Origin of the sequence: Niastella caeni (assembly GCF_004834005.1) — a bacterium.
Classification (GTDB): Bacteria; Bacteroidota; Bacteroidia; order Chitinophagales; family Chitinophagaceae; genus Niastella; species Niastella caeni.
The window spans coordinates 1,492,118-1,508,528 of record NZ_STFF01000001.1 but is presented as its reverse complement, the minus strand read 5'-3'; the positions used below and the strand labels follow the sequence as shown (position 1 = coordinate 1,508,528).

Sequence of the window (16,411 nt, the reverse complement as noted above, 5' to 3'; positions counted from 1 at the left end):
ATAATTTATATGCCCGGGAAAGATATTCGCGTGGTGCTTTAACTAATATTCATAATACCCTTTGCCTGTTTTGCGGCCCAGTTGCCCGGTTTCTACTTTTTCTTTTTGAATGGGCGAGGGTTGTAACCGGTCGGGTTTGCCGAGGGCATCGTACACCTGGCAGCTTACGGCATAATTAATATCGTTGCCAATGAGGTCCATGAGGCGGAATGGGCCCATTTTAAAACCTGATGCCTCTAACAGGGTATCAATGGTTTGAAAATCGGTTACTCCCTGTTCGGCCAGCCTCAACGCTTCCAAATAATACGGGCGGGCAACGTGATTTACAATAAAACCCGGAGCATCCTGGCATAAAACGGGCGTTTTATCCATTTGACGGGCTGTTTGTACAATGGTGTCAATTGTTTGCTGATTACTGAAGGGGGTAGCTACTACTTCAACCAGTTTCATGATAGTGGCCGGATTAAAAAAGTGCATGCCAGCCACGCGTTCGGGTTGAATTACTTTTTTGGCAATTTCCGTAACCGATAAAGAAGATGTATTGGTTGCAAAGACCACTTCGCTGTGGTTTACCTCGGCCAGTTGATTGAATAAACCCACTTTAACTTCCGGCTTCTCAACAATGGCTTCTATAACCAGGTCTGCCAGGCAATAATTGATGTCGTTCACAAATTGAATGCGACTTAAAACAGCAGCACTTGCCTCGGCGGTAAGCTTGTTTTTCTGCACAAGGGTTTTCAGGTTGCTTTCCATAGCCGTTTTGGCTTTTTCAAGCATGCTTGTACTTACGTCGTATAATATTGCATGAAAATCGTGTTGGGCCGCCGTCTGGGCAATACTGCTGCCCATAGTGCCTGCGCCGCAAATGCATATTGTTTGTACCATAATGATCAATTTGCAATTGGCAATTTACAATTGGCAAGAAGATTCGGAATGCACGATTATTAGCGGTCATTGTCTATTGCCTATTGCTTATTGCCTATTGATTTAAGTGGCGCTGGTAAATTGCCGCAGGAACCGCACGTCGTTTTCGCTGAACAAACGAATATCATTGATACCGTATTTGAGCAGGGCAGGTCGTTCTATACCCATACCAAACGCAAAGCCGGTGTATTTTTCGGGGTCGATATTACAGTTCTCCAACACTTTCGGGTGTACCATACCGCAACCTAATATTTCGAGCCAGCCGGTACGTTTGCACACGGCACAACCTTCTCCGCCGCAAAGCTGGCAACTGATGTCCATTTCGGCGCTGGGTTCGGTGAATGGGAAGTAAGAAGGGCGGAACCGCACTTTTACATCTTTGCCATACATTTCCTGCACAAAAAAATACAGGGTTTGTTTCAGGTCGGCAAAAGAAACGTTCTCATCAATATATAAACCTTCTATCTGGTGAAAAAAGCAATGGCTGCGGGCACTGATGGTTTCGTTGCGGTATACACGACCGGGACATACAATGCGGATCGGCAACTGGCCTTTTTCCATGGCCCGTATCTGGGTATTGCTGGTATGCGTACGCAACAACCAATCGGGGTTTTGCTGAATATAGAATGTATCCTGCATATCGCGCGCCGGATGATGTTCGGGCAGGTTCAATGCAGTGAAGTTGTGCCAGTCATCTTCAATTTCAGGGCCTTCGGCTACTGAAAAACCCAGTCGGTTGAAAATGCTGATCACATGATTCAGGAACAAATTGATGGGATGGCGGGTACCCAATGGCAACGGATCGCCGGGCAGGGTTACATCAATAGCAGCCGCAGTGGTGGTGCTGTCGCCTTCCAGTTGCTGTTTCCAGTTTTCGTATTTGGCTTCGGCCAGTTGTTTGAAATCGTTCAATATTAACCCGAATTCTTTCTTTTTATCGGCCGGCACATTCCTCATTTCGGTAAACAGGTTCTTTACAATACCTTTTGTACCCAGGAATTTAATACGATAAGCTTCCAGTGAATCAGCTCCATTGGTTGGCAGGCTCTCAATTTCCTGCTTATATGCTGCAATTTGTTGTAACAATTCATCCATACGGCAAAGATAGGGGATTAAGGCACAAGGCTCAAGGTTCAAGGCACAAGCGCTTACATTTGGCAAGGACTACGAATTGGAACTTCTTGTGCCTTGATTCTTGTGCCTTGTTTCTTATTCAATTATATTGCAGGCATATGTCGGATACTTTAAATATTGGAGATTTTTTGCAACCTGTTAACCGGTACATGATCTCGGAAGATGAGGGTTATAAGGATGGACAGATCGGCAAAAAGATCGTGGTTTATGAAGATGAAGAATTGCCCGACCTGCGGGCTGCAGATATAGTACTGTTGGGTTGTAATGAGATCAGGGGAAACCTGCAATTGCACTCCAAATTATCGGCGCCTGATACTGTTAGGCGCCAGTTTTATTCGTTATACCAATGGCATTCTGATGTTAACCTGGTAGATATTGGTAATATTATCCCCGGCGCGGGATTGAACGATACGTATGCCGCCTTGAAGACGGTACTGTCTGAGTTAACGGAAGCCGGAAAAACCGTGGTGATACTGGGCGGTTCACACGATCTTACGCTGGCACAATACCATTCTTATACAAGCCGCAACAGAATTATTGAAGCTACTTGCGTTGATTCGCTTATAGACCTGAGCATAGAATCAAACAACCGGTCGGAGAATTTTTTAATGGAAATGCTTACCGGTGAACCGAATTTTATAAAGCATTATAATCATATCGCTTTCCAGAGCTATTATGTACATCCGCACATGCTGGAAACGATGGATAAGCTGCGTTTTGATTGTATCAGGGTAGGCCATGTGAAGGAGAATATTGAAGAAATGGAACCTGTGATCCGCAATTCCCAATTGTTCAGTTTTGATATTGCAGCCATCGCCCATGCTTTTGCGCCTGCCAATCAAATTACTCCTAACGGACTAACAGGTGAAGAAGCGTGTGTGCTGATGCGTTTTGCGGGGTTAAGTCCTACTATCAGTACGATTGGTATTTACGGGTATGTGCCCGAAAAAGATAAAGACGATCTTACCGCCAAACAGATCAGCCATATGTTGTGGTACCTGGTTGATGGTTATAGTCGCGGCCAGCGCGAAGCCCGTTTGGAAGAAAAAGATTCGTTTAATGAATTTCATATGGCATTTGCCGAAATAGAAACGGTTTTTTTACAAAGTAAAAAAACCGGTCGCTGGTGGATGCAGTTACCCGATAAAAAGTATATCGCCTGTTCTTATAAAGATTACCTGCTGGCCAGCAGCAATGAAATTCCGGAAAGGTGGTTGCGGGCGCAGGAAAGAGAGTAAGGCTTAATTAGCTAATTTGCTAATGGAGCTACTGCATTAATATTCAATCAATAGCATGAGAAACAGAAGCAGGTTCCCTCCCATTACAATAAATCCTGTATTCAAAAGCCTATGGCTTAAAGTTTACAGTTTACAGCCTTCTTTCAGCTTGTGGCTTATAGCTTGTAGCTTTCAACTTGCTTCCTGTTCCACCCAGCGGCAAATATCCAGATCTGCCAACACAGCTATTTTTCAGGATTCAAGCGTGCAACATGCTCATGTGGGCATCAGCCTGTTCAATGCATCGGACAATAAATACCTCTACGATCATAACGGCAAAAAGTATTTTGTACCTGCTTCCAACATCAAACTCCTTAGTTGTTATGCAGCCTTAAAATACCTGGGCGATAGCCTGCCCGGCATAAGGTATTGGGAAAACGATACAGCGGTATACCTGGTAGCTACCGGTGACCCCAGCCTGCTGCACACCGATTTCAAAAAACAACCTGTTATCGATTTTCTGCAAAAAACAAACAAGTCGGTTTATATAACTGATGGCAACTGGAAAGAGGATGCCCTGGGCGCCGGCTGGGCCTGGAACGATTATAACACGAATTATATGGCTGAGCGCAGTGCATTGCCGGTGTATGGCAATATGGTGCACTGGGTACAGGAAATGAGCGACAGTGGCGTTAGCAATCCAGCCCAGGAAGATCAAACACCTTCTATTTATTCCATTCCTGAAATAAACTGGAAAGTGCGTTTTAATGCCGGCGTTACCCGTAAAGCTTTTTTCGTACAGCGCAACCGCGATGAAAATTTCTTTTTGATCACGGAGGGAATGGAAAAGAAAAAAGAACAGGATGTGCCGTTTATTACGCATGGTATTCAATCGGCCCTTGAACTGCTGCCCGATACAATTCGCAAACAGATCACCTACCTACCTGAGCTCAAAAAACGGCCTGCAAACCTGAACACGATCTTCTCTCAGCCAACCGACTCGTTGTTGCAACCCATGATGCACCGCAGCGATAATTTTTATGCTGAACAATCGCTGCTGATGGTAAGCCAGGTAAAACTGGGCGAAATGAACGATGAAAAGATCATAGATACCTTACTGAAAACCGATCTCAGCAACCTGCCACAAAAACCCCGCTGGGTAGATGGCAGTGGGCTGAGCCGTTATAATTTGTTTACACCCAATGACTTTGTGATTCTACTGAACAAAATGCAGCAGGAATTTGGCATGAAAAGGCTGCAGGTGATATTGCCAACAGGTGGCAGGGGTACTTTGGGTAATTTGTACAAACAAGATAGTAATTATATCTTTGCCAAGACCGGAACCTTGTCGGGCGTTGTAGCGTTGAGCGGATATTTATACACTAAAAAGAACAAGCTGCTGATTTTTTCAGTTCTCATCAATAATCACACAGGCAGCGCAGTCACTATTCGCAGAGGGGTTGAAGCATTCCTGACCGGCATCCGGGACCGGTATTAACAAAGTTTTTAAATTTTCTCTTTTACTCCCCAACCGTAGAGCTATCATACCCCGTATTATTATCAGCAACTGGCAATTGGCCGTTAAACTAAAGAGAAATTTAGCATTCAAAGAAAGTCAGATTAAACAGAACTACCTGTTTAAACGTATTAGGGAAAACACACGTTATTTTACCTGTACAGGCACTACAAGGCTTCAAAAAGGCCACAAATAGTAAAAACCAGGTATATCAACGGGGTAAAGAACACCAAATAACAGGCTTGATTGTCCACCAATGCTACTGATATAGAACTGATAAACGGTTGTATAAATAACAACCGAAAGGCCCAGGAACGCTTATATAAGAAGTTTTATGGGCCCATGGCATCTATTTGCCTGAGATATACCCGCAATCATGAAGATGCAATAGAAGTATTGCACAATGGCTTTTTGAAGGTATTCAAGAACATTCATACGTATGATATGGGCAGGGCATCATTGTATACCTGGATAAGAACCATTATCATCAACTCGGCCATTGATTTTATACGGCAGCGGGGAAAATTTCATACGCACATTGAACTGGAAAAAGTAGAAGAACCAGCCATTGATGCCGATGCTATACAACGAATGTCTTCCAATGAAGTTTTACTACTCGTACAGAAGTTATCGCCGGCTACACAAACGGTGTTTAACCTGTATGTAGTTGAAGGATACAATCACCGGGAAATTGCTAACCTATTGGGCATTAGTGAAGGTACCAGCAAATGGCACCTGAGCGAGGCCCGGAAACAATTGCAAAAACTTTTACAAACATTGCAAGTGTAAATGAGATGAACTTTAAACATCCATACGAAAAACACTTAGCGGAAAAACTGGTGCAGCTTCCGCCACCTGATGACCCTGACCAAAACTGGCAGCAGATGAAAGTGCTGTTGGATAAAAATATGCCTCGTGGTGGGGGTGGGCCTGGTGGTTCATACCGCTGGTGGATTGCGGGCGCTATTATAGTGGCCGTAGTGGTTGGAACATGGTTTGGCGGCAAAACATTCCTTAACAGGGAACCACGTAATGTTGCCGGAACCATTAAAACCGTTAACAATAAAACCGCGCCTTCCGTTGCATTAACCGATAAAAATGCCGGTCAAAAAAGTGCTTCAAAAACTACTACCCCTGCAGCGGGCGGAAATACTGAGGTAAACAACAATTTGCCAGGGGCGGCGTATGCCTCCAGTACCAGCACCCCTGATAATAGCACGTCAGCTGCTTCGGGTCTGCAACAACCGGCAACCGGAAATGATGCCGTTGATAAAAACATTATCGCACCGGAAAATAAGGGTGCTGTTACCAATAACTCAGCAAAAAATGATGCGTTAACCCTTGAAGAAGCTGAAAAGGCGCGAAGTAGCGGTAATAACGTAAATACCCCTCCATTGTTAACAGCGAACGATAACAACAAGGAAACGAATGAAACCCCAACAAGCTATCACAACAAAACCACCGTTGATCGAAACAAAATCTACACTCCTGATTCAAAAAATGATAATAAGAGAACCGGCAATAATGGTACAACCAATAATCGCACAAAAGCTATCGGCACTTTAAATAATAATGATAATGCCGGTAATGTTACTGGCATTCAGCCAGATGATGAAAATGCAGTTGTATCGAATACCGCCAATAACAGGGTTAAAAATAAGAAAGGAAAGAAGCCGGTAAGAAAGGCAGCGGCTAATGTAAATAAGCCTGCACAGGAAGAGCCGTCAGCAACCCGGTACACCTATAAGCCTACGATCACATTGCCTACCCAACCATCTGCAGGATCGGGTTTAAAGGAATCGCCGGTTGCTATCAATGTTAATTACACCGGTTCATCGGTTGTGGCTCCTTCGGGCGTGGTGCAAAGAGAATTTACGTATTATACCCAGGCAGACCTTTTCCCAGAAATGGTGGCTAAAAAGAAAACCGCAAAGCGTAAATCGGCCTGGTCAACACATTCCCAGGAGGATAAAACTTTTGCGTTTGGTTTTTCCTTACCGCTGGGCTTTCCGGTAGGTGATCAGCAGCCATTGGCTTATAATCGCAATGCTGGTGTTAATACTATTTCAGATTATATCCCATCACCGCATTTTCAATATCATTTCAATAGCAAAACCTATATGCAGGCCGGGTTGCAATTTTCGCAACCCCAGTTTATCAGGCCGGTGCTGTTATACCAGGACCAGCGTTTTTATTCGCAGGGACCAAGCTGGATAGAACAAACTACCTCTATTTCTGCCCGTAAGTTGTATTATTTCAACGTGCCACTTACCATTTATCATAGCCCGCTCAGGAATTTTTATATGGGTACGGGGTTACAGTTCTCTTCTTTGTTAAGTGGTGTAGCGCATTATGAGAAGGTAGAACGCCGTACCAGTCAGATGGGGCCACCGCAAGAGTATGTAATTAAAAATTACTTTACCAAGTTCCGGAACGATTCACTATCGAGCCGGTTGAATGGCAACGAGGTGCGGTTGCTAATTGATATGAGTTATTACTGGAGCCGGTTTACAGTTGGGTTGCAGTATAACCAGGCTTTCAATAATTATGTGAGCTTCCAGGTGAACCCTTCTGCACCTTATACATTCGATAAAAACAAAAGCCTTCAGTTTTACCTGCGATATAATATCTGGGAAGATAAAAAAAGGAAACAGTCGAAAGACAAGCCAATGTTAACGCTTAAATAATTGCTCCAGGTAATCCTTCTTAAATTCAATATAAGTGGGATTACCGCTGGCGGTAACATTCGGCTGTGTGCACTTGAAAAGATCAGTTGTCAGCACGCGCATTTCTTCCAATGAAAGTGATGTGCCGGGCTTAATTGCCTGTTGCCAGGCCAGTGACCGGATCAATTTTTCACGGCGTGAAAATTTAAGGTCGCTGCTGAAATGTTTGAATTGCTCCAGCAAACTTTCTATAGCCAGTTTTTCATTACCTGCTGAAACATCGGCCGGCGTACCCTGTACAACAAAGGCATTGGTTCCAAATGGTTCAATAAGGTAGCCCAGTTGGTTCAGGTCGGTGGTTAATTCCTGTAATAAAACTGCATCAGATGCCGACAGTTGAAGCGTAACAGGAAACAAGCTACGCTGGGTAGCAATGCTTTTGCCATTGGTAGCTGACACAAAACGCTCGTATAAGATCCGTTCATGCGCCAACTGCTGATGAATGAGCATAAATCCGCGGGCAGTAGGCGCTATGATGTAGGTGCTATGCAATTGGAAGAGCAGCGCATTGTCGTCAATGGCAAGTGGCTGGTGGCGAGTAGATAGTGGGGAAAAGCCGGAACCAAGCGAAGCCTGGCTTGAAGTATTGTCACCACCGTTCTGTTTTTTCAATTGATCGAGCAGGGATTCAAACTTTTCTTCTTTCTCGCCGTTTCCGCCAGAAGTTGGGTTTGCATTTGCCCATTGCCTGTTGCTAGTTTCCGATTGATTTCCCGGTTCAAAAAAATCTTTCCAATGCTTCAGCTCACTTTTATCGGTAGGCTGAATAAAATGGGCCTGGTTCTTTTGCGTAAAGTTTTTGGCCAGATCGGATGACAGGGCGGCTTCTTTTTTATCTTCTGTAAAAGGTTTGTTTACCGCATCCAGTTGTTGAATACCGGGGTCAAGGTCAAACTCAAGCGTAGGGGTAATGCTGAACTGGGCCAGCGCATGTTTAACGGCTGCCTGTACAAACGCATACACGATCTTTTCATCTTCGAACTTGATCTCCTGCTTGGTAGGATGCACGTTGATATCAACCTGTGCGGGGTCAAGATCAATAAACAGCGCGTACAACGGAAAACTATCGGCCGGTATCATTTCCTTAAATGCGCTCATGACGGCATGGTTAAGGTAAGCGCTTCTGATGAACCGGTTATTTACGAAGAAGTATTGGTCGCCGCGCGTTTTTTTTGCAGTATCGGGTTTGCCTACAAAACCATAGATGTTCAGGTAATCGGTCTTTTCCTGAACAGTTACCAGCCGGGCATTATAATGCTGGCCCAGTACCTGAACTATGCGTTGTTTAAGACTGCCTTTTTCGAGGTGGAATATCTGCTGCCCGCCACCGGTAAGAGAGAAAAAAATACCGGGAAATGACAGGGCTATCCGCATGAATTCATCTACAATATGCCGCATTTCGGCCGCATTGCTTTTTAAAAAGTTGCGGCGGGCGGGCACATTGAAGAATAAATTCTTCATGGCAATGCTGGTTCCGTTGGCAGCGGCCACCGGTTCCTGTTTTTTAACCACACTGTTCTCTATTTCTATAAAAGTACCTGTTTCGTCATCGGCGCGTTTGGTTTTCAGTTCTACCTGCGCTACGGCGGCAATAGAAGCCAGGGCTTCGCCCCTGAAACCCATGGTACGAATGTGAAACAGGTCGTCGATGTTGCGGATCTTGGAAGTAGCATGGCGTTCAAAACACATACGGGCATCCGTTTCGCTCATGCCTTTACCGTTATCAATTACCTGTACCAGTGATTTACCGGCATCCTGGATAATTAATTTGATTTCGGTGGCGCCGGCATCAACGGCATTTTCCAGCAGTTCCTTTACGGCGCTGGCTGGCCGCTGAATCACTTCACCGGCAGCGATTTGATTCGCAATGTTATCGGGCAATAAATTAATGATATCCGCCAATGGCTACTCCTGATTTTTGGATGGGCAAATGTAAGACTATTTGATTGCATAAAACAGCGCTCCTGATGGTAGTTAGCCATGAAGGAAATCCGGAAAAAATAGGTACGCTATATGCTATATAGTCAATGTTTTGAATGCACTGGTCTGCACAAAAACGCAGTTAATATTAGAAGAATTTTAATGGTCCAGACACCTTATTAACAGTAAATTTGGTATTCTTTTCTGCTTAACTAAAATCACTTCCTATTCATGCGGAATAAGTTAAAAACAATTGGTTTTATTCTATTGATGGTCCTGGTTGGTAGTAATGTTTCGGCACAGCGTTCAGGTAACCCGGCTGCCGACCGTTGGGTTGACAGCGTTCTTAAAACATTATCAAAAAATGAAAAAATAGCCCAGCTTATGGTGGTCAGGGTGTCGGCTATCGGCGCTAACCGTACCATTATATTTTATGATAAAGAGGTAGAGAAGGCCATTCGTAAATACAATATTGGCGGTCTTTGTTTGTTTCAGGGCGGACCCATTAAACAAGCTACCATCCTAAACCGGTTGCAATCAATAGCCAAAACACCATTGCTGGTGACCATAGACGCCGAAAATGGGGTAGGCATGCGTATGGACAGCGTACTGCCATTGCCGCGGCAAATGATGATGGGCGCCGTTCAGGACCGTTCCCTGATCTACGATTATGGCCGGGTGGTAGGCGAGCAATGTAAACGAATAGGCATTCAGGTGAATTACGCACCTGTGGTTGATATAAATAATAATCCCAATAACCCGGTCATTAATGACCGGTCGTTTGGAGAAGATAAATACAAAGTGGCTGAATACGGGATTGCCTATATGAAGGGCATGCAGGATGTTGGGGTAATGGGCTGTGCGAAACATTTTCCCGGTCATGGCGATGTAGATGTAGACTCACACCTCGATCTGCCTGTAATCAATAAAACAAAAGCCCAGCTCGATTCGCTGGAACTGTATCCTTTCAATCAGATCTTCAGGGCCGGCGTGGGCAGCGTAATGATAGCCCATTTATCGATCCCGGTTATTGATAACACCGAGCACAAGCCTACTTCTATTTCTTATAACAACGTTACCCAACTGCTACGCAAAGAGCTTAATTATAACGGACTCACTTTTACCGATGCGCTTGAAATGAAAGGTGTGGCCAAGTTTTACCCCGATGGTGAAGCATCGCGCGAGGCTTTAATTGCCGGTAACGATATGTTATGCTTACCCGGCGATATTCCCGGCAGTATTAAGAAAATACGAAAAGCCATTAGAAAAAGAAAGCTCAGTTGGAGCGATATCAATGAACATGTGAGAAAAGTGTTATACGCAAAGTATCAATATGGGTTGGCTAACTGGCAACCGATTGATACGGCCAACCTGTTAACTGACCTCAATAGCAAGGTGCCGGCCATGCGTCGTTCCATTGCCAAAAATGCGCTTACCCTGTTACGAAATGATGATCCCGCCATTTTCCCTCTGTTTAAAGGGCAGAACATTGCATACGTAGGCATTGGTTTAACACAGGACAATGCTTTTGCAGAACATATCAGGAAGGATTACAATGCGGGAGTGTTTTATTTTGATTATAAAAAGGATAGTACCGAGGTGGCGCCCCTGCTGGAAAAATTAAAAAGTGGATATGATATTGTGGTCATTGGCGTGCACAAATATGCCCGGTATCCGGCCAATAATTTCGGTATCAGCAATGCGGCGTTGCAATTGATAAACGGAATTCAGGCGCAGCAAAAAACGATCACGTTTGTATTTGGTAATCCATATGCCATCAAAAACGTGTGCAATGCATCGGTGTTGGTGGCCGCCTATGAAGATGATGATATTACCCAGGTTACAGCCTGCGATCTGCTGCATGGGCGTTTTTTGGCAAGTGGTAAATTGCCGGTAACGGTTTGTTCTTCGTTCAAATATGGCGATGGCATTATTGCCAAAAGATTGTTACCTGCAGTGCCGGCCAACCAGTTGGGTTTTAATGCGCTTAAACTAACTACATCCATCGATTCCATCGTAAATGACGCCATTAAACAACATGCTATACCCGGCGCTGTGGTGTTGGTGGCAAAAGATGGAAAAATAGCTTATGAAAAAGCATTCGGTTATCTCGCCTATGACAGTACTGAACCGGTTTATCCCGAAACGATCTATGACCTGGCTTCTGTTACCAAGATCATGGCCACTACTTTGTCGGTAATGAAATTATACGATGAAGGCAAGATCGACCTGCAGAAAACGATGGGTGATTATATACCGCAGATACGTGGTACAAACAAAGCACCATTAAAGCTGTGGGATATTTTATTACACCAGGCGGGGCTGAAGGCTTTTATTCCATTTTACCGCGAAACGCTCGATGCGACGCACGAGAACCAGCCGCTGCCAACTATCTATAGTAATCAAAATGATTCTATTTTCAAGATACCCGTAGCTGCGAATTTATACATCCGGAAGGATTGGGAAGACACGATGTTTGTTCGCATTTTACAAAGCGAGTTGGGCCCTCAGCATAAATATATTTATAGCGATAATGATTATATTTTCCTGGGCAAGTTGGTAGAACGTTTATCAAAATTGCCCCTTGACCGGTATGTAAAGAAAACATTCTACGATAAACTGAATCTTAATGTAACCGGCTTCAACCCCGCCGAGCGTTTTCCGCTGTATTATATTGCGCCTACTGAACGGGAAAAGGGATTCCGCAATCAATTATTACAAGGCTATGTACACGATCCCGGCGCTGCCATGTTTGGTGGCATAGCGGGCCATGCCGGTTTGTTCAGCAATGCGTATGAAGTGGCCGTGCTGGCGCAAATGCTATTGAATGGCGGTGTATTGAACGGGCAAAACTTTTTTAGCCGGGCAACAGTGGAGTATTTTAATCAATATCATAGTGACATCAGCCGTCGCGGATTGGGTTTCGATAAACCTGAAAAAGACAATGCTACCCGGGCTGAACCGTATCCCTGCGCTTCTGCTTCACCGTTAACATTTGGGCACACCGGATTTACCGGCACCTGTTTTTGGGTTGATCCCAAATACAACCTGATCTATGTTTTTCTGTCGAACCGGGTGAATAGTTCCGATGTAAACAAGTTTTTGAAAATGAGCGTAAGGCCGAAAGTGCATGAAGCCATTTATCAGTCATTGAAGCCATTTTGAAGAGGGGGGCCATTTCACGTTTCAATTTGCCGATTGCCGACTCCCGACTTCATAAGCCTATGTCCTCAAATGCTAATTTTAATAACACTTAGTCCCTGATTTTAACATATGGCACTATCCAAACAACCTGAAGTATGGCTGCGGGGGCCATTGGCCGGCATACCTGCATTGGTACAACCTGTGGCACATGCGTTATTACAGGCACAGGAGGAGATCCATGAAATGATGAAGGAATTTCCTGATGCGTTGCTATGGGAACGCCCTGCCGGCGTAGCTTCACCCGGGTTTCATTTGCAGCATATAACGGGTGTGCTTGACCGGTTATTTACTTATGCTGCCGGCCAGTCTCTTACTATACAACAACTGGATTACCTGAAAGCAGAAGGGGCACAGGTGGAAAATATCACCATAACATCCCTGCTTAACAACCTGGATGCGCAGATAGCCTCTTCGCTCGAAGCATTAAAAGCTATCGATAGCGCTACCCTGACTGAACCAAGAGGTGTTGGCCGTCAGCAACTTCCTTCTACAATACTTGGGTTACTGTTTCATGCCGCTGAACACACTATGCGCCATACCGGGCAATTGATGGTGACGGTGAAAATATTAAAGTAGGAAGCAAGGAACCATATCCTCAATGATACATTTTCAATTACTGGATGGTTTTGACTCCCGGGTATTTACTCGCGACTACCAACTCATATTCTTCCCGTCTTTTTAATGTTTTGATCAACTCGTGCAGTTCGCAACTGTCATCACTATCGTCATATACCTGGTCATGGGCCAGCAATACCAGGTGCTCAGGCATTTTTGTTTTGTTATACGCAAACAGGCTATCGATCTCCTGCATCAAAGCTTCCGACCTGTTTTTAAGCGTGAATGTTTTGTGATCGTAATGCCATTCCAGGTCCCAGCCCATAATGGTAAAGCCGGCCTGTTGCAATGAATCGGCAGCAGCAGCGCTTTTTTTCAGATCGGTAAATGTGAGCGTATCTACCCGCCAGATGTTTCGTCCCGGCGTTCGTACAATACTGTTATCAAGCTGCAGGCTGTCGTGACAGCGTTTGAAATCCTTCACGACCGAATCGGGCTTTTGATAAAAACGTTCATAGCGGTTGTGCGCATGCGTGTAGCTGTGGTTGCACAATTCAATAGAGTCGGCCAGTTTCAGGCTGTCCCAGGTAGCGTGCTGCGAGGTGCTGGCAAATACGTGTTCGCCTACAATAAAAAAAGTAACTGGCACCTGTTCCTGTTGTGCAATGCGTAAAACTTTTCGGGTGCCTTTGTTAGGGCCATCATCGAAGGTGAGATAGATCTTCTTCTTTTTCTTTTTTGGCGGCGATGCCCTGACCGTTTCTTTTGGCGGGTCGTTGGGCACATTGTTGAAGTGGTAATGGGTTTTACCCTCGCGGGCGGTTTTGGTGGTTGTTATTAATACCAATAAGAGCATAAGGGGGCGATAAAAGAAAGCGGCGGTATTACTCTCGCCTTCTTCAGCATTTGTTTCCATAAATTGTTTTGGGGATTTTGTTGTATGAAATTATAATGAGTGCGGTGAATTGTATAATTCGTTTTGGTTAAAGAATGTATAAATCCGGCTAGTAGCAAGTGGTAAGTAGCGAGTGGGGGAGGAAAGCTGGTAAGAAGAAGGAAATGAGCCACAGGTAAAAAGTGAGATGTCAAGTGGGTATACAAATGAGTGAAAAAGTTAAAATGATAATCTGTACTTGATACCCATCCCGCTTTAGACTCTGGAAATGCCGGAAAATCAAATTAATAGCTTTTTTTCTAATAAAATAACCCAAAACTAAAAACCATAAACAAGGAACAATAATATCCACAATCTGTCTTAACTTATAGTAATTTTGCAAACTAACTAGAACAACAGTCAAATGATTCGTAAAGAACAGGTCCTTCAGGATGTAGTGATAAAATTTGCCGGGGATTCCGGAGACGGGATGCAGTTAACCGGCACCCAGTTTACTAACAATACTGCGTTGCTGGGTATTGACCTTGCCACTTTTCCTGATTTTCCGGCCGAAATACGTGCCCCCCAGGGAACCCTGCCGGGAGTAAGTGGTTATCAATTACGCTTCTCGAGCGACCGGGTGTTTACTCCCGGTGATGAATGTGACGTATTGGTAGCTATGAATGCGGCGGCGTTGAAATCGAACCTGAAAGCGTTGAAGAAAGGCGGTAAGATCATCGCCAATACCGATGGTTTTGATTCAAAGAACCTGCGTTTAGCCAATTATCCCGATGGTGTAAATCCATTGGAAGACGGCAGTCTCGGCAACTACGAGGTCATAAAAATGGATGTGACCAAGATGACGCGTGAAGCGCTGAAAGATATTACCATGGGCACGAAAGAAAAGGACCGCGCCAAGAACATGTTCGTGCTGGGCTTTTTGTATTGGATGTATAACCGCGATATGGAAAATACCATCCAGTTCCTGAAAGACAAGTTTGGTAAGAAACCTGAGATCCTGGATAGCAATGTAAAGGCTTTGCAGGCTGGTTATAATTTCGGCGATACTACAGAAACTTTTACTACCCGCTATAAAGTTGATAAAGCCCGCATGGAATCCGGTGAGTACCGTTCCATCATGGGTAACCAGGCAGTAGCCTATGGGTTGATTGCGGCTTCGCAAATAAGCGGATTGCCTTTGTTCCTGGGTTCTTATCCGATTACACCCGCTTCTGATATTTTGCATGAATTGAGCAGGTACAAGAATTTTGGCGTTAAAACCTTTCAGGCCGAAGATGAAATTGCCGGTATTACATCTGCTATAGGCGCTGCTTATGGCGGATCTTTGGGCGTTACTACAACTTCCGGCCCCGGTATGGCTTTAAAGGCAGAAGCTATGGGCCTGGCCGTAATGTTGGAAATTCCATTACTCATTTGCGATATTCAACGCGGCGGTCCTTCTACCGGATTGCCTACCAAAACAGAACAAAGCGATCTGTTGCAGGCTTATTATGGTCGTAATGGCGAATGTCCCATGCCGATCGTTTCTGCCAGCACACCCAGTGATTGCTTTAGTGCGGTTTACGAAGCGGTGCGCATCGCTGTTCAACATATGACGCCGGTGATCTTCCTGAGCGATGGATATATTGCCAATGGCGCTGAACCCTGGCGCTTCCCTAAAAGCGAGGACCTGCCACCGATAACGGTTAAATTTAAAACCGAGCTGGGACATGGTGAAGACAAATTCCAGCCATATTTGCGCGATGAGAAACTGGTTCGTCCATGGGCTATCCCAGGCGTACCTGGTCTTGAGCATCGCATTGGTGGTTTGGAAAAACAAAATAATACCGGTAACGTAAGTTACGAACCTGAGAACCACCAATTGATGGTTAAGATAAGACAGGAGAAGGTTGATAAGATAGCTGATTATATTCCCGAACAAACTTTAGACAGCGGTCCTGAAACCGGAAAGATTTTGGTACTGGGCTGGGGTAGTACCTATGGTGCTATTAAAAGCGCGGTGGCTGAACTGCAACAGCAAGGTTATGCGGTAAGCCATGCTCATTTACGGTATGTGCGTCCTTTCCCCAAAAACCTGGGCGCCATACTCAAGAACTTCGAACAGGTATTAATACCCGAAATCAATAACGGGCAACTGATAAAGATAATTCGCGACCAGTATTTTATAGATGCGAAAGGGTACAACAAGATCATGGGTGTACCTATTACCAAAACAGAATTGATAATGAAGCTGCAGGAAATGCTGGGCAGAGTAAATTAAGATAACTATTTAAAAATAGAAAGAGAGAGAGCCCCCTTTCAACGGGGACCCTCTCTTTTT

The 16,411-nt window shown here is 44.7% G+C and carries 11 protein-coding genes; 7 read left to right on the top strand and 4 right to left on the bottom strand.

Going from position 1 to position 16,411, the window contains the following annotated elements; genetic code table 11:
• Positions 1 to 42: 42 nt before the first annotated feature.
• Entirely contained in the window at positions 43 to 885 is an 843-nt protein-coding gene (locus FAM09_RS05985; RefSeq protein ID WP_136576134.1) for a 3-hydroxyacyl-CoA dehydrogenase family protein, read from the bottom strand.
• A 102-nt stretch (positions 886 to 987) separates the two neighbouring features.
• Entirely contained in the window at positions 988 to 2,019 is a 1,032-nt protein-coding gene (locus FAM09_RS05980) for a phenylalanine--tRNA ligase subunit alpha (RefSeq protein ID WP_136576133.1), read from the bottom strand.
• Positions 2,020 to 2,156: 137 nt separating this feature from the next.
• Here FAM09_RS05980 and FAM09_RS05975 point away from each other — a divergent pair, with 137 nt between their 5' ends.
• The 4 genes from FAM09_RS05975 (at position 2,157) to FAM09_RS05960 (ending at position 7,478) form a co-directional block, all read left to right on the top strand.
• Positions 2,157 to 3,296, top strand: a complete 1,140-nt coding sequence (locus FAM09_RS05975; protein ID WP_136576132.1) for an arginase family protein — start codon at positions 2,157 to 2,159, stop codon at positions 3,294 to 3,296.
• Positions 3,297 to 3,351: 55 nt separating this feature from the next.
• Entirely contained in the window at positions 3,352 to 4,773 is a 1,422-nt protein-coding gene (dacB, locus tag FAM09_RS05970) for a D-alanyl-D-alanine carboxypeptidase/D-alanyl-D-alanine endopeptidase (RefSeq protein ID WP_136576131.1), read from the top strand.
• Positions 4,774 to 5,037: 264 nt separating this feature from the next.
• On the top strand, positions 5,038 to 5,580 hold the full coding sequence (locus FAM09_RS05965; RefSeq protein ID WP_136576130.1) for an RNA polymerase sigma factor: 543 nt from the start codon (positions 5,038 to 5,040) through the stop codon (positions 5,578 to 5,580).
• 5 nt (positions 5,581 to 5,585) lie between these two features.
• The gene (locus FAM09_RS05960) at positions 5,586 to 7,478 is read left to right on the top strand and encodes a hypothetical protein (protein ID WP_136576129.1); all 1,893 of its coding nucleotides are present in this window, start codon (positions 5,586 to 5,588) and stop codon (positions 7,476 to 7,478) included.
• Here the strand turns inward: FAM09_RS05960 and mutL are convergent.
• Complete coding sequence (gene mutL, locus FAM09_RS05955) at positions 7,464 to 9,419, bottom strand: DNA mismatch repair endonuclease MutL (RefSeq protein WP_136576128.1); 1,956 nt, start codon at positions 9,417 to 9,419, stop codon at positions 7,464 to 7,466. The two genes, FAM09_RS05960 and mutL, sit on opposite strands and share 15 nt — an antisense overlap.
• Before the next feature lie 249 nt (positions 9,420 to 9,668).
• Between mutL and FAM09_RS05950 the strand changes: the two genes are divergently transcribed.
• Positions 9,669 to 12,602: a glycoside hydrolase family 3 N-terminal domain-containing protein gene (locus FAM09_RS05950; RefSeq protein WP_136576127.1), complete on the top strand. Its 2,934-nt coding sequence runs from the start codon at positions 9,669 to 9,671 to the stop codon at positions 12,600 to 12,602.
• Between the two features lie 108 nt (positions 12,603 to 12,710).
• Positions 12,711 to 13,217, top strand: a complete 507-nt coding sequence (locus FAM09_RS05945) for a DinB family protein (protein WP_136576126.1) — start codon at positions 12,711 to 12,713, stop codon at positions 13,215 to 13,217.
• Between the two features lie 37 nt (positions 13,218 to 13,254).
• Here FAM09_RS05945 and FAM09_RS05940 read toward each other — a convergent pair whose 3' ends face one another.
• On the bottom strand, positions 13,255 to 14,112 hold the full coding sequence (locus FAM09_RS05940) for a polysaccharide deacetylase family protein (RefSeq protein WP_136576125.1): 858 nt from the start codon (positions 14,110 to 14,112) through the stop codon (positions 13,255 to 13,257).
• A 382-nt stretch (positions 14,113 to 14,494) separates the two neighbouring features.
• Between FAM09_RS05940 and FAM09_RS05935 the strand changes: the two genes are divergently transcribed.
• Positions 14,495 to 16,351 (top strand): 2-oxoacid:acceptor oxidoreductase subunit alpha, encoded by a 1,857-nt coding sequence (locus FAM09_RS05935; RefSeq protein WP_136576124.1) that lies wholly within the window; start codon positions 14,495 to 14,497, stop codon positions 16,349 to 16,351.
• The last annotated feature ends 60 nt before the right edge of the window (positions 16,352 to 16,411 follow it).

Coding starts and splice junctions, on each gene's coding strand:
- FAM09_RS05975 (WP_136576132.1), top strand. CDS start 2,157: ATGTCGGATACTTTAAATATTGGAGATTTTTTGCAACCTGTTAACCGG.
- FAM09_RS05985 (WP_136576134.1), bottom strand. CDS start 885: ATGGTACAAACAATATGCATTTGCGGCGCAGGCACTATGGGCAGCAGT.
- dacB (WP_136576131.1), top strand. CDS start 3,352: ATGAGAAACAGAAGCAGGTTCCCTCCCATTACAATAAATCCTGTATTC.
- FAM09_RS05980 (WP_136576133.1), bottom strand. CDS start 2,019: ATGGATGAATTGTTACAACAAATTGCAGCATATAAGCAGGAAATTGAG.
- FAM09_RS05940 (WP_136576125.1), bottom strand. CDS start 14,112: ATGGAAACAAATGCTGAAGAAGGCGAGAGTAATACCGCCGCTTTCTTT.
- FAM09_RS05945 (WP_136576126.1), top strand. CDS start 12,711: ATGGCACTATCCAAACAACCTGAAGTATGGCTGCGGGGGCCATTGGCC.
- FAM09_RS05960 (WP_136576129.1), top strand. CDS start 5,586: ATGAACTTTAAACATCCATACGAAAAACACTTAGCGGAAAAACTGGTG.
- FAM09_RS05950 (WP_136576127.1), top strand. CDS start 9,669: ATGCGGAATAAGTTAAAAACAATTGGTTTTATTCTATTGATGGTCCTG.
- FAM09_RS05935 (WP_136576124.1), top strand. CDS start 14,495: ATGATTCGTAAAGAACAGGTCCTTCAGGATGTAGTGATAAAATTTGCC.